The sequence below is a fragment of the Bradyrhizobium manausense genome (assembly GCF_001440035.1).
Classification (GTDB): Bacteria; Pseudomonadota; Alphaproteobacteria; order Rhizobiales; family Xanthobacteraceae; genus Bradyrhizobium; species Bradyrhizobium manausense.
Genome location: NZ_LJYG01000085.1, coordinates 197,029 through 210,332 on the forward strand (window position 1 = coordinate 197,029; position 13,304 = coordinate 210,332).

Consider the following 13,304-nt stretch of genomic DNA (forward strand, 5'->3'; position numbering starts at 1 on the left):
CGCCCCCATCGCCCCTAGGAAATCGCCTTAGTGATGGTGACCATTCCCGTTGCCGTTGCCATTGCTGCCGTTACCACCACCGTTTCCGTTGCCGTTACCGTTGTTGCCCTTACCGTTGCCGGTGGCAGCATTGTTGTTGGCAGCACTGTTATCGTCGCCTTTGCCGGATTTGTTCTTGCCGTTGGACGATCCACTGTTGCCGGGCGCGTCGCTGGTCGACCCGGCACTGGTCGCAACATTGGTTGTCGCGCTTGACGACGTAGACGAGCCGCCGGCCGCGGATCCACTGCCGCTGACGGTGATCGCCGAGACGCTCGAGCTGTTGGAGGTCGTGGTCGTCGTGCTCGACTTGCCATCGCTCCACACCGTGTCCGTGCTGGCGTTCGCATTGCGCACCCGTCCCGGTGCGACGGCACTATGGGCGAGCCCGTGCGTGACCTTGTGGAAGTTCAGCTTGACCTCGCCGAGCGAGCTCGAGATCCGCACGACGCCAGGCTTGGGCGCGTGAGTTCCGCTTGCCTGATGCGAATGCATCGGCGCGCCTGCGACCTTGATCCCCTTCTCGATCTTGCCAAGCGCATGGATGGCATGGCCATTAGCCGCATCGCGGGGCGCCGACAGACCCGACTTCGGCACGGGGACCCGATCGATCGTCGAAGCACGCGGCTTGCCGTGCTCGATCGGATTGAGTGTGCCGGAGCCACTCAGGCTGAGCCCGGACTTGCCATGCGCGAAGGCGGTGGCCACCTGGCCGGGCATCACCTGGGCGATCTGGCCGGTCTTGAAATCAGACACTTCAACCTGCCCGCGGAGCACGCCGACCTTGGTGCTGCCTGCGCCCACCGTGACGCTGAAATGCGTTCCCTTGACCACGGCGGCGAGGTAGGGCGTCTCGACCTCGAAATGCTTGACGTTGCGCTTCTCGACCTCGAGCAGGATCGAGCCCGCCTGCTGGATGATGGTGGTCGAAAGACCCTCCTTCTTCTCGGCCGGCACGCCGACCACCGAGTTGGGAGAGATCAGGATCGTCTCCTCACCGCGAACGAGCAGGACGCGCCCGTTCCGGCCGGTGCGGATGGTATCCCCCGGCTTCAGTGTCTCTTCCTGGTTCAGCGAGACCTGCTGCGCGCCACTGGTCGCGAGCCAGACCTCGCCCGATGACTTGCTGACCGACCAGACGCCGTCATCCGCGGCGGATGCGACGGATGTGGCTCCCAGGACCAGCGCTACCATCACGGCGCACCGCATTCCAATTCGGACAAGCATAATGACCCTCAGCCGGAGTTACTGCCGAGCCTTCTGCGTATCCGAGATCACTCAAGATTAGCTTAGCGGTAATCCGGGAGTCCGGCGGCCGCATTAACGGATCATTGACCATAAAAAACTAAGAAAAATCATGCAGCTACTGAATCCTTACCGGAACCAGGCGACGTCTCCGTCAAACTACGCAGGACGATCCGCGCATAGCGCCGTGGGACGGTACCTCGCTGCCGCCTTGGTCCTCCTATGGTCGACATTTGCGGGAATCCCCCAATCACTCGCGCAGCAGGCGAACCAGCCGGGATTTAATCCGCTTCAGCCGGAGAAATACTTTGAAAACCAAACAAAGCAGGAATCCCTCGGCCGTCCGCCGGTGAAGCTGCCCTCGGTGGGCGGGCCCAATAGCGGCGGGGATACCAAGTCGCAGTTCGTGCTGCGCGACATCGACGTGACCGGCGCCCGGGCCATCCCCCATGATCGCATCGCCGCAGTCTACCAGACCTATCTTGGCAAGCGGATCTCGCAAGCTGACCTCGCGACGATCGCCGGCGCGATCAGCGATCTCTACCGGGTCCAAGGCTTCCATCTGAGCCGGGCGATCGTGCCGGCGCAGGACATTGCCGACGGCCGCGTCCGGATCCAAGTCATCGAAGGCTCGATCGTCGAGGCCGAGCTGAAAGGAGACGGTGCCGAGCAGTTCGGCGTGAGGCCAATGCTCGGGCCGATTCTAGCCGAACAACCGTCGCGCCTGGCAACGCTCGAACGCCAGCTCTACCTCGTCAACGGCCGGCCAGGCGTTCGCATCGCCGACACCTCGCTGGAGGAAATCGGCGGCACGACCGGCCGCTTCCGCCTCACCGTTTATCTGAAGACGTGGCATGTCTTCACCTCGTTCGGCCTGGACAATTTTGGCTCGTCGTCGGTCGGTCCGTGGCAGACCTACGCGACGGGCGCGTTCAACTCCTACCTCGCGCCCGGTGACACTCTCGCCGTCAACCTGTCGACCATTGCCAACGACCCGCGCGAACTCGGCTTCTCTCGGCTGTCCTATGACGCCCCGGTCGGCGTCGACGGCGTTCGGCTCGGTGGATCGGTGCTGTACAGCGCAGTCAGGCCTGGGGATGCGCGGCGCCTCGCCAGCGACATCACCACGACCGAGGCGTTCGAGTTGCATGCCAGCATTATCCCGCTCCAATCCCAATCGTCCACGCTGACCCTGACTGCGGCGACGACCTTCAGCAATGTGTCCGAGCACGATCTGTACGGTCCCTGGTACAGCGACCACATCAGAACCGCGAGCCTCACTGCCGACTACCGGCTGCAAGATGGCTTCGGCGGCACAAACTACGCGACGATGACGTTTCGCCAGGGCCTCGATGTCTTCGGCGCATCGCATGTCGACGACGATCTGTTGTCGCGCGATGGTGCCACCTCGAACTTCTCGGTGCTGAACTTCTGGTTTACACGCTACCAGACGCTCAACGACGCATGGTCGCTCAAGCTGTCTGCGGCGAGCCAGACCGCGTCACGCCCCCTGTTCACTTCGCAGCAATTCTATCTCGGCGGTGCAGCCTTCGGCCGCGGCTATGGCGCGGCCGAGATCAGCGGCGATAACGGTCTTGCCGGCTCGCTCGAAGTGCGTTTCGACCAGAAGCTCAATTTTCGCTACTTTAGCGGCTACCAGCTCTACGCTTTTGGCGACGCCGGCGCTGTCTGGAACGACGGCTACCGGCTGAGCGACGGCCTGTCGCTGACATCGGCCGGTGCAGGCGTACGGTTCTTCCTGGCGCAGGATCTCCAGGCGGATTTCGGCGTGGCGGTGCCTTTGAGCTACCGCGCGCCGGACAATGAACGGCGCAGCCCGCGCTTCCTGTTCACCCTGTCGAGTGCGTTCCGGCTCTGCCCCGAACGCGGCAGAAATGGCTGCCTTTAGCCGCGTGGCCCTTGGCTTGAGGCGGCCCTTTTGCGGTCGTCCTCACAGACTTGCCTAAATTTAATCCCGCAATCTGGTCACGATCGCTCGATCCGGCGGTTTTCAATAGCCATGTTCAGTCAAAAGTGATTGAGACGGAACTCATGAAAAGGGTGTTTGCAATTCTGGCTTTTCTCTGTGTCCTCGCGGCGGGCCAGTACGTTATCGTCAGCAAATTCGCGATCCGGCATGAGATGCTGTCCTTGTTTGACGCCGCGCGTCAGCGGCCGATCTCGGTCGAGATCGCGGTGCGGCGCGACTACGAGACCAAGGCCAATCTCGGTCTTTGGAAGCTTCCGGTCGCCATCATCAGCAACGGCAACACGGTCAAGGCCACCGAATATTCGTTCCTTGCCAACGTCCTTGCGGCGCGTGGCTATCTGGTCGCCAGCATCCAGCAGGATCTGCCGAGCGATCCGCCCCTGATGACCCATGTCGGCCAGAAATATGTCGGCCGGCGCGAGGTCTATATCCGCTGCGAGGCCAACATCCTCTTCGTGCTGAACACATTGAAGGGGCGACAGGAGAATGCCGACTACGACCACATCACGCTCGTCGGTCATTCCAACGGCGGCGACGTCTCCATGTATGTCGCACAGCAGCATCCTGAACTGGTGTCGAAGGTGATTACGCTCGACAATCTCAGGGTGCCGTTCGTCCTCAACGACCGCATGAAGATTCTGTCGTTCCGCTCCAAGGATCCGCATTTCCTGACCGACCCCGGCGTGCTGCCGACGCCGGAAGAGGCCAAGGCGCGGGGGATCGACATTATCCATACCGGGGCGCAACACACCGAGATGAGCGATCGTGGACCCGACTCGGTCAAGGAGAAGATCCAGACGACACTTGACCGCTTCCTGCGAGACAGTGCCAGCAGCGCGCTCGCGCCTGCCGATACCACCGCCCCGATGATCATGAACCCCGGCGACTATTAGTCGGGACGCTTTGCGGCAGATCAACGCAGCTCCATGCCGGCCGGGATAAATGGCCGTACAGCATCGGAGAGGCACGTGTTACACCATACCGAAAGGCTTGATGCGACCAGGCTCGACATGGAGAGCCTACCCCCGGCGAGGGCGCCCGCGCCCATGCGCCATTTCTATCGCTTGGCCCGCAGGCTGTTCCGCTCGATCATCGCACGTATCGACCTCTCACAATTTCCGGGATCATGCTGCGGCTGAGTAGACGGTCCGCAGGCGAATGTAGGCAGGTGACGAGATGCGCGCAGCAGCAAGACGAATTTGGCTCCTGCTAGCGACAGCCGCAAGTTTGGCTATATCGCCTGTTCTGGCCGCCGACGCCAATCACGGCGCCGATCTTGCCCAACGCTGGTGCGCAAGCTGCCACCTCGTGACGAACAGCCAGGCTCAGGCCAGCGTCGACGTGCCCTCCTTCGCATCGGTTGCGCGCAAGCCGGATTTCAGCCCGGAGAGGCTCGCGTTCTTCCTGCTTGACCCCCATCCGAAGATGCCGAACTTTCCCTTGAGCCGGACCGAAGCCGCCGACATCGCGGCCTATATCGGATCGCTGCGCCAGTAGCTGGCTCGCTCCAAACGCTCAAAAATGCAAATCCCTGCCGGAGGAGCCGACAGGGATCAGCAGACAGGACGATGGACGGCGGATGAGCTTCATCCGGTGGCCCATCGTGGACCTGCATGGGAATTGAAATGCGCATCAATCCGATGAGCAAGATCACTTTGTGAGCAGACTTTCCAAGATCAGGATTTGCCAGATCAGGATTTGCCCTTGCCCGGCTGCATGAAGTTGCCGGTCATCTGGCGCATGTGATCGCCGGCGTTAGTGAACTGGCTGCGCAGGAACTCGGACTGGATCCGCATCGCCTCCTGAAGATCGGTCGCGTGAACCAGCTTGCGAGCATGCTCGAATGCCGCCTTCATATTCTGCTCGGTGAAGGCGAGCGCCTGCTTGGAGACATCAGCGCCCGCGCCGGGAACCGACGACATTGATTTGGTGGCGGCATCGAAAAACATGCCGAATGCCTTCTCGGCCTGGTCAATCGTCTTCTCCGCCAGGTCGCGCAGTTCAGCCGGAACTTCGAGCTTCGGTTCGATCATGGTCGTACTCCTCCCTCTTTTTCCTGTCTGATTATCACATTTGCCGCGCCGCCTTCCAGCGGCCATGCTTCAGCAGGGGCCGTCACCTGGCGGTCCATCGCCGGCCGGGAGGACGGACAGAGCGTATTGCCGGCGCCCGGCCAAAGCTCAGGACAAGGGATGGTCGGGGAGCGTTTCGTCGGTGACAAGATCCTCGATGAGCTTGATGACCTCAAAGCGCTGGCGGGGGGCAAGCTTGAGAAAGGCGCGCAGCAGGCGGAGGCTCTCGACCGTGCCGGTCGCGGGTGCACCGAGCTTGAGATGCAGTTCAGCCGCGAAATTGAGGTTCTTCATCTCGCACCTATCACAGGATCGGTCCTTCGGTTCGCGCGTCGTAAGCCGGATCGAGGACCTGATGTCGTCACTGAACGCCACGGCGACGACAAACTCTAGGTCGGAGTACCCGGCAGGCTGGCGCGCTGAGCAGATCTCAACAAGGTTGCAATTATGTCAAGGAACAACCCGTCGGGCAAGCCAAACCGTGAGACTTAGCGATGCTTCGTCGACAGCGTGCCACGGCAATTCCGGATAACAGGAATACTCACCGCAGTCACCTACCTGCGTCAAGAAGCAGCATCATCACCACAAGGCTCCGACCGCTGTCAATTCGACCAACGTTTCGCATCGTTTCTGACATGCGCGGAAACTGGCAAAACCCGGACTAGCGCTTCTTCAGCGTATACACGTAATCGTTGAGCCCGATTTCGGCGGTTGTATCGTCGACGAAATGAAGGTCGATCTCGCAGCCGGTCTCCAGTGTCCTGATATGGGTCCCCATGAAGCCGAGCGAAACGGCAAGCGCCTTGGGATCGACCGTCTTGTCCGCGCTGTACATCTCGTCGAATGCGCCCTGGAAGAGCATGTCTGGACCATAATCCGTCACCTTGTAGTGCGGCTTGACGCAGGAAAATGGACGCGGACCGGAGATTTCCCCGGTCTTGAGAGCCACTGTCTTGCCCATCAGCCGCGCGCGCTCGGCATCGTCAGGCTTGCGATGCGGATCGGCCCAAGGCGCAAGCACGGCCGCCGTGAAGGCCCAGTTTCCGACAAAAAACGGATCGGCGGCCACGGCGGAGCCAGCCATGCCAAGCGATGCGAACAAACAGGCAATATGGGTGGGTTTCATGCGGCAAGCCCCCTTTACGTCTTGGACTCATCGCCCCGCATCAGGGTTCATCACGATCCGATATTTCTCGCTCCGTGAACCGTCGTTCAAGAACGTGCGACCAAGCGGTTGCGAAACGGCCACGCAGATCACGGGCGCCATGGCTGATGAACGATTTTGATTCGGGCGCACTCAGCACCAAAGGACGACGGCATGCTTTCTCGCTGCGATCTCATCAAGGGCGCCGCGGTTGCGCTTCTTATTCTCTCGACTCAGGGCGCGTGGGCGCAGGAGACCAAAATGAACCTGTTCAAGATCGTCACCGTCAAGGACGAGATCATCATCGGGCTGTCGCCTGACGAACTCCAGGCGCTTGGCGGCAGTGACGCAAGCGCGGTTGCGCACGCTCTGGCGCAGAAGGGCGACCTCACCGTCTGGCAGTACAACGTGCATCGCGGGCAGAACGGTGAAATGCAGCAAGCCCCCACGGCCAAAATCGGGCTTTTGGCCAACGCTTCGCTCCGCGTCGAGCCCTACACCACGCCCTACCAGATCATGCCGCATCCGTGACGCGAGATCGGGACGGCCGGCGGTAAAGCCGCCGGCCCATCCTTCAGCGGCGCCGCGCTGAGGCATCTGTCGCAAAACCGTAGACCAGGGCCAGCCGGTCGAGGCATTCGCGAAAACGCCGGGCGAAATAGTCGTTCCAGCGCTGGGTGCGGACAGCGCGCCGCTGCCCGATCTGATCCATGGTCAGGCCGAGCACGAGCACATCATGCACCAGCGCGGCGCCGTCGGTGCCAAGCTCGCGTTCGACCCGGTTCAGCCGTAGTACGGCCTGGCGCTGACGCTCGGTCAGGGGCTCGCGAGAGCGCGTGCCGTCGACAAATTCGCGGGTCGGATCCATGGCCTGCGGGCCCCGCTCTGCCCCCTCCCAGTCGTTCTGGTAAGCGCGACCACCTCGATATTGCGCCTCATCGATCTGGTGATGCGAGTGCAGTCGGCCGAGCGGATCATTGCGAATCGACCGCATCGCCACGATCTTCTCGTCGGAATCAAGCGCGAGCGGGTTGTCGACCTCTGCCTCCATCACCTCGGCATTGAACGGCAGGTCACGCGAGCGCCGGTCGTGAAGTTCGGTCAATCTGTAAGACTTGTTGCGTTTGGCACGAGCCACTTGGAAATTCCTTGCCAATTGACGTGAAAATGGAACGGTCGCGCGCGGGTCAGGCGGCGGAGACGAGCCTCAGCACGACGGCAGCAGCCGTACGGGCCGCGCCGGGACCGCGCGTCAGACGCGCATGCGGCGCGCAATAGCTCGAGCCGGGTTGACGTGCGTGACCGCAGAAGCTGATCTCCTCCCCCTCCTTGTCGCCGCTATAGGGGTAGCGGCAATCGCCTCGTTCGAGCTCGTGCAGCGTGATCAGGCGCGGCTCGATGCCGACGCAACGCAGTTTGACGGGTTGGGCAGGTTTCAAGGCCGATGGCGGCGGCAGGTTCAGGCCAGGTGGCACGGCACGAGGCGGTGTGCGCGGAGCGGGCTCACCCGGCAGGGAAGGCACGATCGACGGACTTATCATTCGTTCAGGCGTGGCGAGCCCAAGCCCGAGCCGCTTGGCGCGACCGATCACGGCGTTGCGGGTGTAAGCCGTTCCAAACCTTGCGTTAATCCGTCTTCCGATCTCCCCATATGACAGTCCCTTGAAGAAATAGTCGCAAAGCGCGTCGGAATGCTCCGACGACCAACGGCCCGGTTCCATGCTGCTGTCCTGTGATCCGCCCCGATCCCACGATCCGGAGGCGAAACACACCTTCCGTTATTCCGAAGGTGAAGTCAAGCCTTAATTTCTGATATTCATAATTGCATTAATTCCGAATTTCGGATTACAAGGGCTGAGGCGTGGGCAATCGAGGGAATCACCATGTTGGACGTTGCGATGATCGAGCGGGGCCTGGAAAAGACGGGCAAGAGCAAAGGCGGGCTGGCTGCGGCGATGGGCGTACGCCCGGGTGCCGTGTCGGAAATCCTCGGCGGCGAACGGCTGGTGAAAGCCTCTGAAATCATTCCGATCATGGAGTATCTTGAGCTGAACCTCGCGCCGATCATGGGTCGCGTCGGGGCCGGCGCCGTGATCGAGCCCGACGTCGAGCAGGTTCCGCCGGAAGGGCTCGGCGACATCGCGCTGCCCTTCCCGATCATGGAGGAGACCGTCGCGTTCGAGATCGTCGGCGATTCGATGCTGCCCAAATATGAAAGCGGCGACGTGATCGTGGTCTACAAGGACCAGCGTCACCCGCTGTCGAGCTTTTACGGCGAAGAGGCCGTGGTCCGGCTCAAGACCGGCGAGCGCTATCTAAAGACCATCGAGCGGGGCAAATCCCCATCCGTCGTCAACCTCACCAGCTTCAACGCCAAGCCGATCGTCGGCGTCAAGCTGGACTGGGTCGGCGAGATCTGCCTCTCGATGCCCAAAGGGCAGCTCGAGCGGTTGCGCGCCAAATCGGCCCGCCCGCGCAAGAAGGGTCGGTAAGCGAAGATTTCCGATTATCGGAAGTAGACCTTGACTGTCTTCTCATTTTCAGAAATACTCTGCCGTGCTCCCGGTCGTCGGGGCGCGGCAGGATCGCTTGATGCAGTATTTCGTGGTGATGATCGATTACGGGCGCCGCGGTCGCGAGGCGGTGGTCGATCCTGAAATCACCAGGCGCGAGGTCATCTCCCGCGTCAGCTCCGGCGAATATCAGAACATTTTATTCATCCACGAAGTCGCGTACAATTCCGTCGACGACGTGACCGAAGCCATTTTGGCCGAGGCCGCCCTCCCCGAAATCCTGCCTGAAGACGTTGACCTCCAGGCCAGCCGTCATGACCACGCTCGCGACCTGCGCAAGCACGAAAAAGCGTGATGCAGGCTGAAACAACCTGCGTCACGGCTCAACCCAAGCTCACACCGTCAGAACGGTCGATCCCGTGGTCTTGCGCGCGGCAAGGTCGGCATGCGCCTTGGCGGCATCCTTCAGCGCATAGGTCTGGTGCACCTCAATCTTGACCGCCCCAGACTTGACGACGTCGAACAGCTCGTTCGCCATGGCGACCAGGTTCTCGCGCTTGGCAGCGTAGGTGAACAATGTCGGCCGGGTAACGTAGAGCGAGCCCTTCTGCGCCAGCAGACCAAGATTGAGCGGCTCGACCGCGCCTGAGGACGCACCGAACAGCGCGGCGACGCCAAGCGGCGCGAGGCAGTCCAGCGACTTCAGGAACGTGTCCTTGCCGACGGAATCATAGACCACCGGCACCTTCTTGCCGCCGGTGATCTCGTCGACGCGCTTCACGAAATCCTCGCGCGTATAGATGATGACGTGGTCGCAGCCATGCGCCTTGGCGAGTTTCGCCTTCTCGTCGCTGCTGACGGTGCCGATCACGGTTGCGCCGAGATGCTTCGCCCATTGGCTCAGGATCAGACCAACGCCGCCGGCGGCGGCATGCAGCAGAATGGTATCGCCGGCCTTCACCCGGTAGGTCTGCCGGATCAGATATTGCGTGGTCAGCCCCTTCAGCATCATCGCCGCCGCGGTCTTGTCGTCGACGCCGTCTGGCAGCTTCAACAGCCGGTCGGCCGGGATCAGCCGCTCCTCGGAATAGGCGCCGAGCGGTGAGGCGCCGTAGGCCACGCGATCGCCCGGTTTCAGATCAGTAACGCCGGGGCCGACCTCCTCCACGACGCCAGCTGCCTCGCTGCCGAGCCCGCTCGGCAATTGCACCGGATACACACCCGAGCGGTTATAGATGTCGACGAAGTTGAGGCCCACGGCAGTGTGGCGGATGCGCGCCTCTCCCGGGCCAGGCTTGCCGACACTGACCTTCTCCCAAACCAGGACTTCCGGACCACCGGTCTTGTGAAAACGAATGGCGTGAGTCATGGGCGTTGCTCCCTTATCGTTGCGTTGATGGTCCGACAAAAAGCGGATCGGCCGGAGAAATAGCCATTTGGTCCGCCCGTTACAGTATAGAAGACGTAACAAGAATGTCACAGTGAACGACAAACCCTCGCCGTTCCGCCTCTGTTCGAGAAAGTTGATGAGGGTCTGGGAGCCACCGGCAGTAGCTTCTGCGCGGGGTTTGGTGGTCGCCTGCGAAGGAGAGCCGAGATGCCAGCTTATGTACAGCATCATCAGGACATCGAAATCGCGCCTGTGATTTGCCCGACATGCATGGGGTTCCTGCCGATGTATGTGCGCGAGGTCGAGCCGCACTGGAGCCTTGCCAAGATTGACTTCGTCTATGAATGCGCCGATTGCGGCGCCGAGGTCAGGCAGACCATCCGCAAGCCGGAGCTGCTGCGGCACTGATCGCACGATCAGCTGCCCCTAAGTATTTGCGCTGAACGGAAAAAGTGCCGCTCAGCGCGGGTCAGGCCGTCCCAAACGAGGCTTGTTCTTTGCCGGGAACGCAGGCAGAACAAGCTTCAAGCAAGACATTTGGGAGCGCCATTTCGTGGCTGATCAGAACGCTTCGACCTCGATCGAGGCAGTGGAGAGCGGCCTCGCCGCGCAAGGCTATATCGCGAGCCGGCAGATCGCGACCGCCGTCTACCTGTCGCAGCAGATCGAGAAGCCGATCCTGGTCGAAGGCCCCGCGGGCGTCGGCAAGACTGAGCTCGCCAAGGCAATCGCCGCCTGGCGCGGCAAGAAGATGATCCGCCTGCAATGCTACGAAGGCCTCGACGAGGCCAAGGCGCTCTACGAGTGGAAATACGCCAAGCAGCTGCTCTACACCCAGATCCTCAAGGACAAGCTCGGCGAGGTCCTCGGCGGCGCGCAAACGCTGCATGACGCGCTCGATCAGCTTCATGATTTCGGCGACGTGTTCTTCTCCAAGGAATTCGTCGAGCCGCGCCCCCTGCTCCAGGCGCTGGAACAGCCGGGCGGCTGCGTGCTGCTGATCGACGAGATCGACAAATCGGACGCCGAATTCGAATCGCTGCTGCTGGAGATCCTCTCCGACTTCCAGGTCACGATCCCCGAGCTCGGCACCGTCTCGGCGATCACACCGCCGACCGTGATCCTCACCTCCAACAGCGAGCGCGATCTCGGCGATGCCCTGAAGCGGCGCTGCCTGCATCTGCATATCGGCTTCCCCGAGCAGCGGCTGGAAGAGCGCATCGTCGAGAGCCGTGTGCCCGGCATCTCGCAGACGCTGCGCCGGCAAATGGTCGGCTTCATCCACGAGATCCGCTCGCTCGATCTGAAGAAACTGCCTTCGGTCAGCGAGACCATCGACTGGGCCCGGGTCCTGGTGCTGCTCCAGGCTTCCGAGCTCGACACCGAGATCGTCAAGGACACGCTCAACGTCCTGCTGAAATATGAGGCCGATATCGAGGCGGCATCGCCGCAAGTGACGACCTTCATCGCCAAGGCAGCCCGGTCCAACGTCTTCGGTTGACGCCGATGCGCGAGAACCTCCATCGTTTCTTTCGGGCGGCGCGGGGCGCCGGCGTCCACGTTTCGCCCGCCGAAAGCATCGATGCAATGCGTGCGGTCGCGCAGGTCGGCATCACCGACCGCACCATCCTGCGCGACGCCCTGCTGCTGACGCTGGCCAAATCTCAGGACGAGAAGCTCGCACTCGGCGACTGCTTTGATCTGTTCTTCAGCCAGCCCGAGCCGCCGCAGGATCAGCCCGAAGCCAACGACAATGACGAGGATTCGCAGGACGCGGATCAATCGCCCTCTGCAAATGCGGCCAGCAAAGCGGGCGATGGTCAGCCGCAGCAAGGATTGGGCCCGCTCGCCGAGATGCTGCTCTCGCAGGATCGCAACGCGATATCAGCTGCGATCGCCAGCGCCTCCGGCGCGGCCTCGCTCTCCGACATCCGCTACTCAACCCAGCGCGGCATCTTCTCAAGCCGCATCCTCGACGCCATGGGCCTTCAGCGCCTGCGCGACGATCTTGACGAGCTGACCGGGACCAATCCCGCGCTGGCTGAGCGCCTGCGCGCCGCGCTCGAGGCCTTGCGCGAGGCGGTGCGCGACACCGTCTCGCAGGGTCTTGCGCTCTATGCCCGCGAAGAGGCTGAAAACCTCCGCAACGAAATCCTGCGCAATGCGCCTCTTGCCCGCATCGAGCGGCGCCAGGTGGCGGAGATGCGTGCCCTCATCCGCCAGATCGCGCGCCGCCTGCGCGAGCGCTATTCGAAGCCGCGCAAGCGTCAGCGTCGCGGTCATCTCGACGTGCGCCGCACGCTCCGCCGCAACGCCGCCTGGGGTGGCGTGCCGTTCCTCACCGCATGGAAGCGCAAGCATCGCGACCGGCCGGAGATCGTAGCACTGTGTGACGTCTCCGGCTCCGTCGCACAGGTCTCCGATTTCTTCCTGCTCCTGATCCACTCACTGCACGAAGTTGTGGACGACGTCCGCTCCTTTGCATTCTCGTCACATCTGATCGAGGTCAGCGAGATCCTGGAGAAGAAGTCGCCGGAAGAGGCGATGGCCGAGATCATGTCCAAGGTCGGATTCGGCTCGTCCGACTACGGTTCGTCGCTGGTCGATTTCGAAAAAGACTTCATGAGCGCGCTGACGCCCCAGACCACCGTGATCGTGCTCGGCGATGCCCGCAGCAACAATCTCGACCCGCGCGCGGACATCCTGCGCCGCATCTCCGAACGCTCGAAACGGTTGGTCTGGCTCAACCCCGAAGGACGACTCGCCTGGGGCTTTGGCGATTCCGAGATGCCGCGTTATGCGACCTTTTGCAGCGTGGTGCGGCAATGCGCCACCGCGCAGCAGCTCGAGCGCGCAATCTCCGATATCGTTGCCACTTATCAGTAAGTCTCGTCAGTAAGTCTCGTAAGTA

At 62.0% G+C, this 13,304-nt stretch carries 16 protein-coding genes; 9 read left to right on the forward strand and 7 right to left on the reverse strand.

The features are described 5' to 3' along the window. Positions 1 to 27 precede the first annotated feature (27 nt). A complete protein-coding gene (locus tag AOQ71_RS19890; RefSeq protein ID WP_057749674.1) occupies positions 28 to 1,266 on the reverse strand; it encodes a FecR family protein in 1,239 nt (412 codons plus the stop codon). Positions 1,267 to 1,396: 130 nt separating this feature from the next. Between AOQ71_RS19890 and AOQ71_RS19895 the strand changes: the two genes are divergently transcribed. From AOQ71_RS19895 to AOQ71_RS19905, 3 genes are all read left to right on the forward strand, one after another. Continuing rightward, complete coding sequence (locus AOQ71_RS19895; RefSeq protein ID WP_057749676.1) at positions 1,397 to 3,193, forward strand: ShlB/FhaC/HecB family hemolysin secretion/activation protein; 1,797 nt, start codon at positions 1,397 to 1,399, stop codon at positions 3,191 to 3,193. A gap of 143 nt (positions 3,194 to 3,336) precedes the next feature. Then, entirely contained in the window at positions 3,337 to 4,167 is an 831-nt protein-coding gene (locus AOQ71_RS19900) for an alpha/beta fold hydrolase (protein WP_057749679.1), read from the forward strand. 283 nt (positions 4,168 to 4,450) lie between these two features. Further along, positions 4,451 to 4,771 (forward strand): c-type cytochrome, encoded by a 321-nt coding sequence (locus AOQ71_RS19905; RefSeq protein WP_057749683.1) that lies wholly within the window; start codon positions 4,451 to 4,453, stop codon positions 4,769 to 4,771. Between the two features lie 194 nt (positions 4,772 to 4,965). Here the strand turns inward: AOQ71_RS19905 and AOQ71_RS19910 are convergent, their stop codons facing one another. From AOQ71_RS19910 to AOQ71_RS19920, 3 genes are all read right to left on the reverse strand, one after another. Next, positions 4,966 to 5,307: a phasin gene (locus AOQ71_RS19910; RefSeq protein ID WP_057749686.1), complete on the reverse strand. Its 342-nt coding sequence runs from the start codon at positions 5,305 to 5,307 to the stop codon at positions 4,966 to 4,968. A gap of 147 nt (positions 5,308 to 5,454) precedes the next feature. Next, on the reverse strand, positions 5,455 to 5,640 hold the full coding sequence (locus AOQ71_RS19915; protein ID WP_057749689.1) for a hypothetical protein: 186 nt from the start codon (positions 5,638 to 5,640) through the stop codon (positions 5,455 to 5,457). Positions 5,641 to 6,007: 367 nt separating this feature from the next. Beyond that, positions 6,008 to 6,472, reverse strand: a complete 465-nt coding sequence (locus AOQ71_RS19920) for a hypothetical protein (protein WP_057749692.1) — start codon at positions 6,470 to 6,472, stop codon at positions 6,008 to 6,010. Between the two features lie 192 nt (positions 6,473 to 6,664). On the opposite strand from AOQ71_RS19920, the gene AOQ71_RS19925 reads away from it, so the two are divergent. Then, positions 6,665 to 7,021: a hypothetical protein gene (locus tag AOQ71_RS19925; protein WP_057749695.1), complete on the forward strand. Its 357-nt coding sequence runs from the start codon at positions 6,665 to 6,667 to the stop codon at positions 7,019 to 7,021. A gap of 43 nt (positions 7,022 to 7,064) precedes the next feature. Here the strand turns inward: AOQ71_RS19925 and AOQ71_RS19930 are convergent, their stop codons facing one another. Together AOQ71_RS19930 and AOQ71_RS19935 are read right to left on the reverse strand one after the other, a co-directional pair. Further along, the gene (locus tag AOQ71_RS19930) at positions 7,065 to 7,628 is read right to left on the reverse strand and encodes a hypothetical protein (protein WP_057749698.1); all 564 of its coding nucleotides are present in this window, start codon (positions 7,626 to 7,628) and stop codon (positions 7,065 to 7,067) included. A 49-nt stretch (positions 7,629 to 7,677) separates the two neighbouring features. Beyond that, positions 7,678 to 8,211, reverse strand: a complete 534-nt coding sequence (locus AOQ71_RS19935) for a GcrA family cell cycle regulator (RefSeq protein WP_057749700.1) — start codon at positions 8,209 to 8,211, stop codon at positions 7,678 to 7,680. Positions 8,212 to 8,373: 162 nt separating this feature from the next. Between AOQ71_RS19935 and AOQ71_RS19940 the strand changes: the two genes are divergently transcribed. Together AOQ71_RS19940 and AOQ71_RS19945 are read left to right on the forward strand one after the other, a co-directional pair. Continuing rightward, on the forward strand, positions 8,374 to 8,982 hold the full coding sequence (locus tag AOQ71_RS19940) for a S24 family peptidase (protein ID WP_057749704.1): 609 nt from the start codon (positions 8,374 to 8,376) through the stop codon (positions 8,980 to 8,982). Between the two features lie 100 nt (positions 8,983 to 9,082). After that, positions 9,083 to 9,358, forward strand: coding sequence for a hypothetical protein (locus tag AOQ71_RS19945; protein ID WP_057749808.1), 276 nt, complete (start codon positions 9,083 to 9,085; stop codon positions 9,356 to 9,358). 39 nt (positions 9,359 to 9,397) lie between these two features. Here the strand turns inward: AOQ71_RS19945 and AOQ71_RS19950 are convergent, their stop codons facing one another. After that, entirely contained in the window at positions 9,398 to 10,372 is a 975-nt protein-coding gene (locus tag AOQ71_RS19950) for a quinone oxidoreductase family protein (RefSeq protein ID WP_057749707.1), read from the reverse strand. Between the two features lie 228 nt (positions 10,373 to 10,600). On the opposite strand from AOQ71_RS19950, the gene AOQ71_RS19955 reads away from it, so the two are divergent. From AOQ71_RS19955 to AOQ71_RS19965, 3 genes are all read left to right on the forward strand, one after another. Next, the gene (locus tag AOQ71_RS19955; RefSeq protein ID WP_057749711.1) at positions 10,601 to 10,801 is read left to right on the forward strand and encodes a hypothetical protein; all 201 of its coding nucleotides are present in this window, start codon (positions 10,601 to 10,603) and stop codon (positions 10,799 to 10,801) included. A 145-nt stretch (positions 10,802 to 10,946) separates the two neighbouring features. Further along, positions 10,947 to 11,894: an AAA family ATPase gene (locus AOQ71_RS19960; RefSeq protein WP_057749714.1), complete on the forward strand. Its 948-nt coding sequence runs from the start codon at positions 10,947 to 10,949 to the stop codon at positions 11,892 to 11,894. A 5-nt stretch (positions 11,895 to 11,899) separates the two neighbouring features. Further along, the gene (locus AOQ71_RS19965) at positions 11,900 to 13,279 is read left to right on the forward strand and encodes a vWA domain-containing protein (RefSeq protein ID WP_057749811.1); all 1,380 of its coding nucleotides are present in this window, start codon (positions 11,900 to 11,902) and stop codon (positions 13,277 to 13,279) included. The last annotated feature ends 25 nt before the right edge of the window (positions 13,280 to 13,304 follow it).

Excerpts from the sequence above, each read along its gene's own strand:
- AOQ71_RS19890 (WP_057749674.1), bottom strand. The coding sequence starts at position 1,266 with ATGCTTGTCCGAATTGGAATGCGGTGCGCCGTGATGGTAGCGCTGGTC.
- AOQ71_RS19895 (WP_057749676.1), top strand. The coding sequence starts at position 1,397 with ATGCAGCTACTGAATCCTTACCGGAACCAGGCGACGTCTCCGTCAAAC.
- AOQ71_RS19900 (WP_057749679.1), top strand. The coding sequence starts at position 3,337 with ATGAAAAGGGTGTTTGCAATTCTGGCTTTTCTCTGTGTCCTCGCGGCG.
- AOQ71_RS19905 (WP_057749683.1), top strand. The coding sequence starts at position 4,451 with ATGCGCGCAGCAGCAAGACGAATTTGGCTCCTGCTAGCGACAGCCGCA.
- AOQ71_RS19910 (WP_057749686.1), bottom strand. The coding sequence starts at position 5,307 with ATGATCGAACCGAAGCTCGAAGTTCCGGCTGAACTGCGCGACCTGGCG.
- AOQ71_RS19915 (WP_057749689.1), bottom strand. The coding sequence starts at position 5,640 with ATGAAGAACCTCAATTTCGCGGCTGAACTGCATCTCAAGCTCGGTGCA.
- AOQ71_RS19920 (WP_057749692.1), bottom strand. The coding sequence starts at position 6,472 with ATGAAACCCACCCATATTGCCTGTTTGTTCGCATCGCTTGGCATGGCT.
- AOQ71_RS19925 (WP_057749695.1), top strand. The coding sequence starts at position 6,665 with ATGCTTTCTCGCTGCGATCTCATCAAGGGCGCCGCGGTTGCGCTTCTT.
- AOQ71_RS19935 (WP_057749700.1), bottom strand. The coding sequence starts at position 8,211 with ATGGAACCGGGCCGTTGGTCGTCGGAGCATTCCGACGCGCTTTGCGAC.
- AOQ71_RS19940 (WP_057749704.1), top strand. The coding sequence starts at position 8,374 with ATGTTGGACGTTGCGATGATCGAGCGGGGCCTGGAAAAGACGGGCAAG.
- AOQ71_RS19945 (WP_057749808.1), top strand. The coding sequence starts at position 9,083 with ATGCAGTATTTCGTGGTGATGATCGATTACGGGCGCCGCGGTCGCGAG.
- AOQ71_RS19950 (WP_057749707.1), bottom strand. The coding sequence starts at position 10,372 with ATGACTCACGCCATTCGTTTTCACAAGACCGGTGGTCCGGAAGTCCTG.
- AOQ71_RS19955 (WP_057749711.1), top strand. The coding sequence starts at position 10,601 with ATGCCAGCTTATGTACAGCATCATCAGGACATCGAAATCGCGCCTGTG.
- AOQ71_RS19965 (WP_057749811.1), top strand. The coding sequence starts at position 11,900 with ATGCGCGAGAACCTCCATCGTTTCTTTCGGGCGGCGCGGGGCGCCGGC.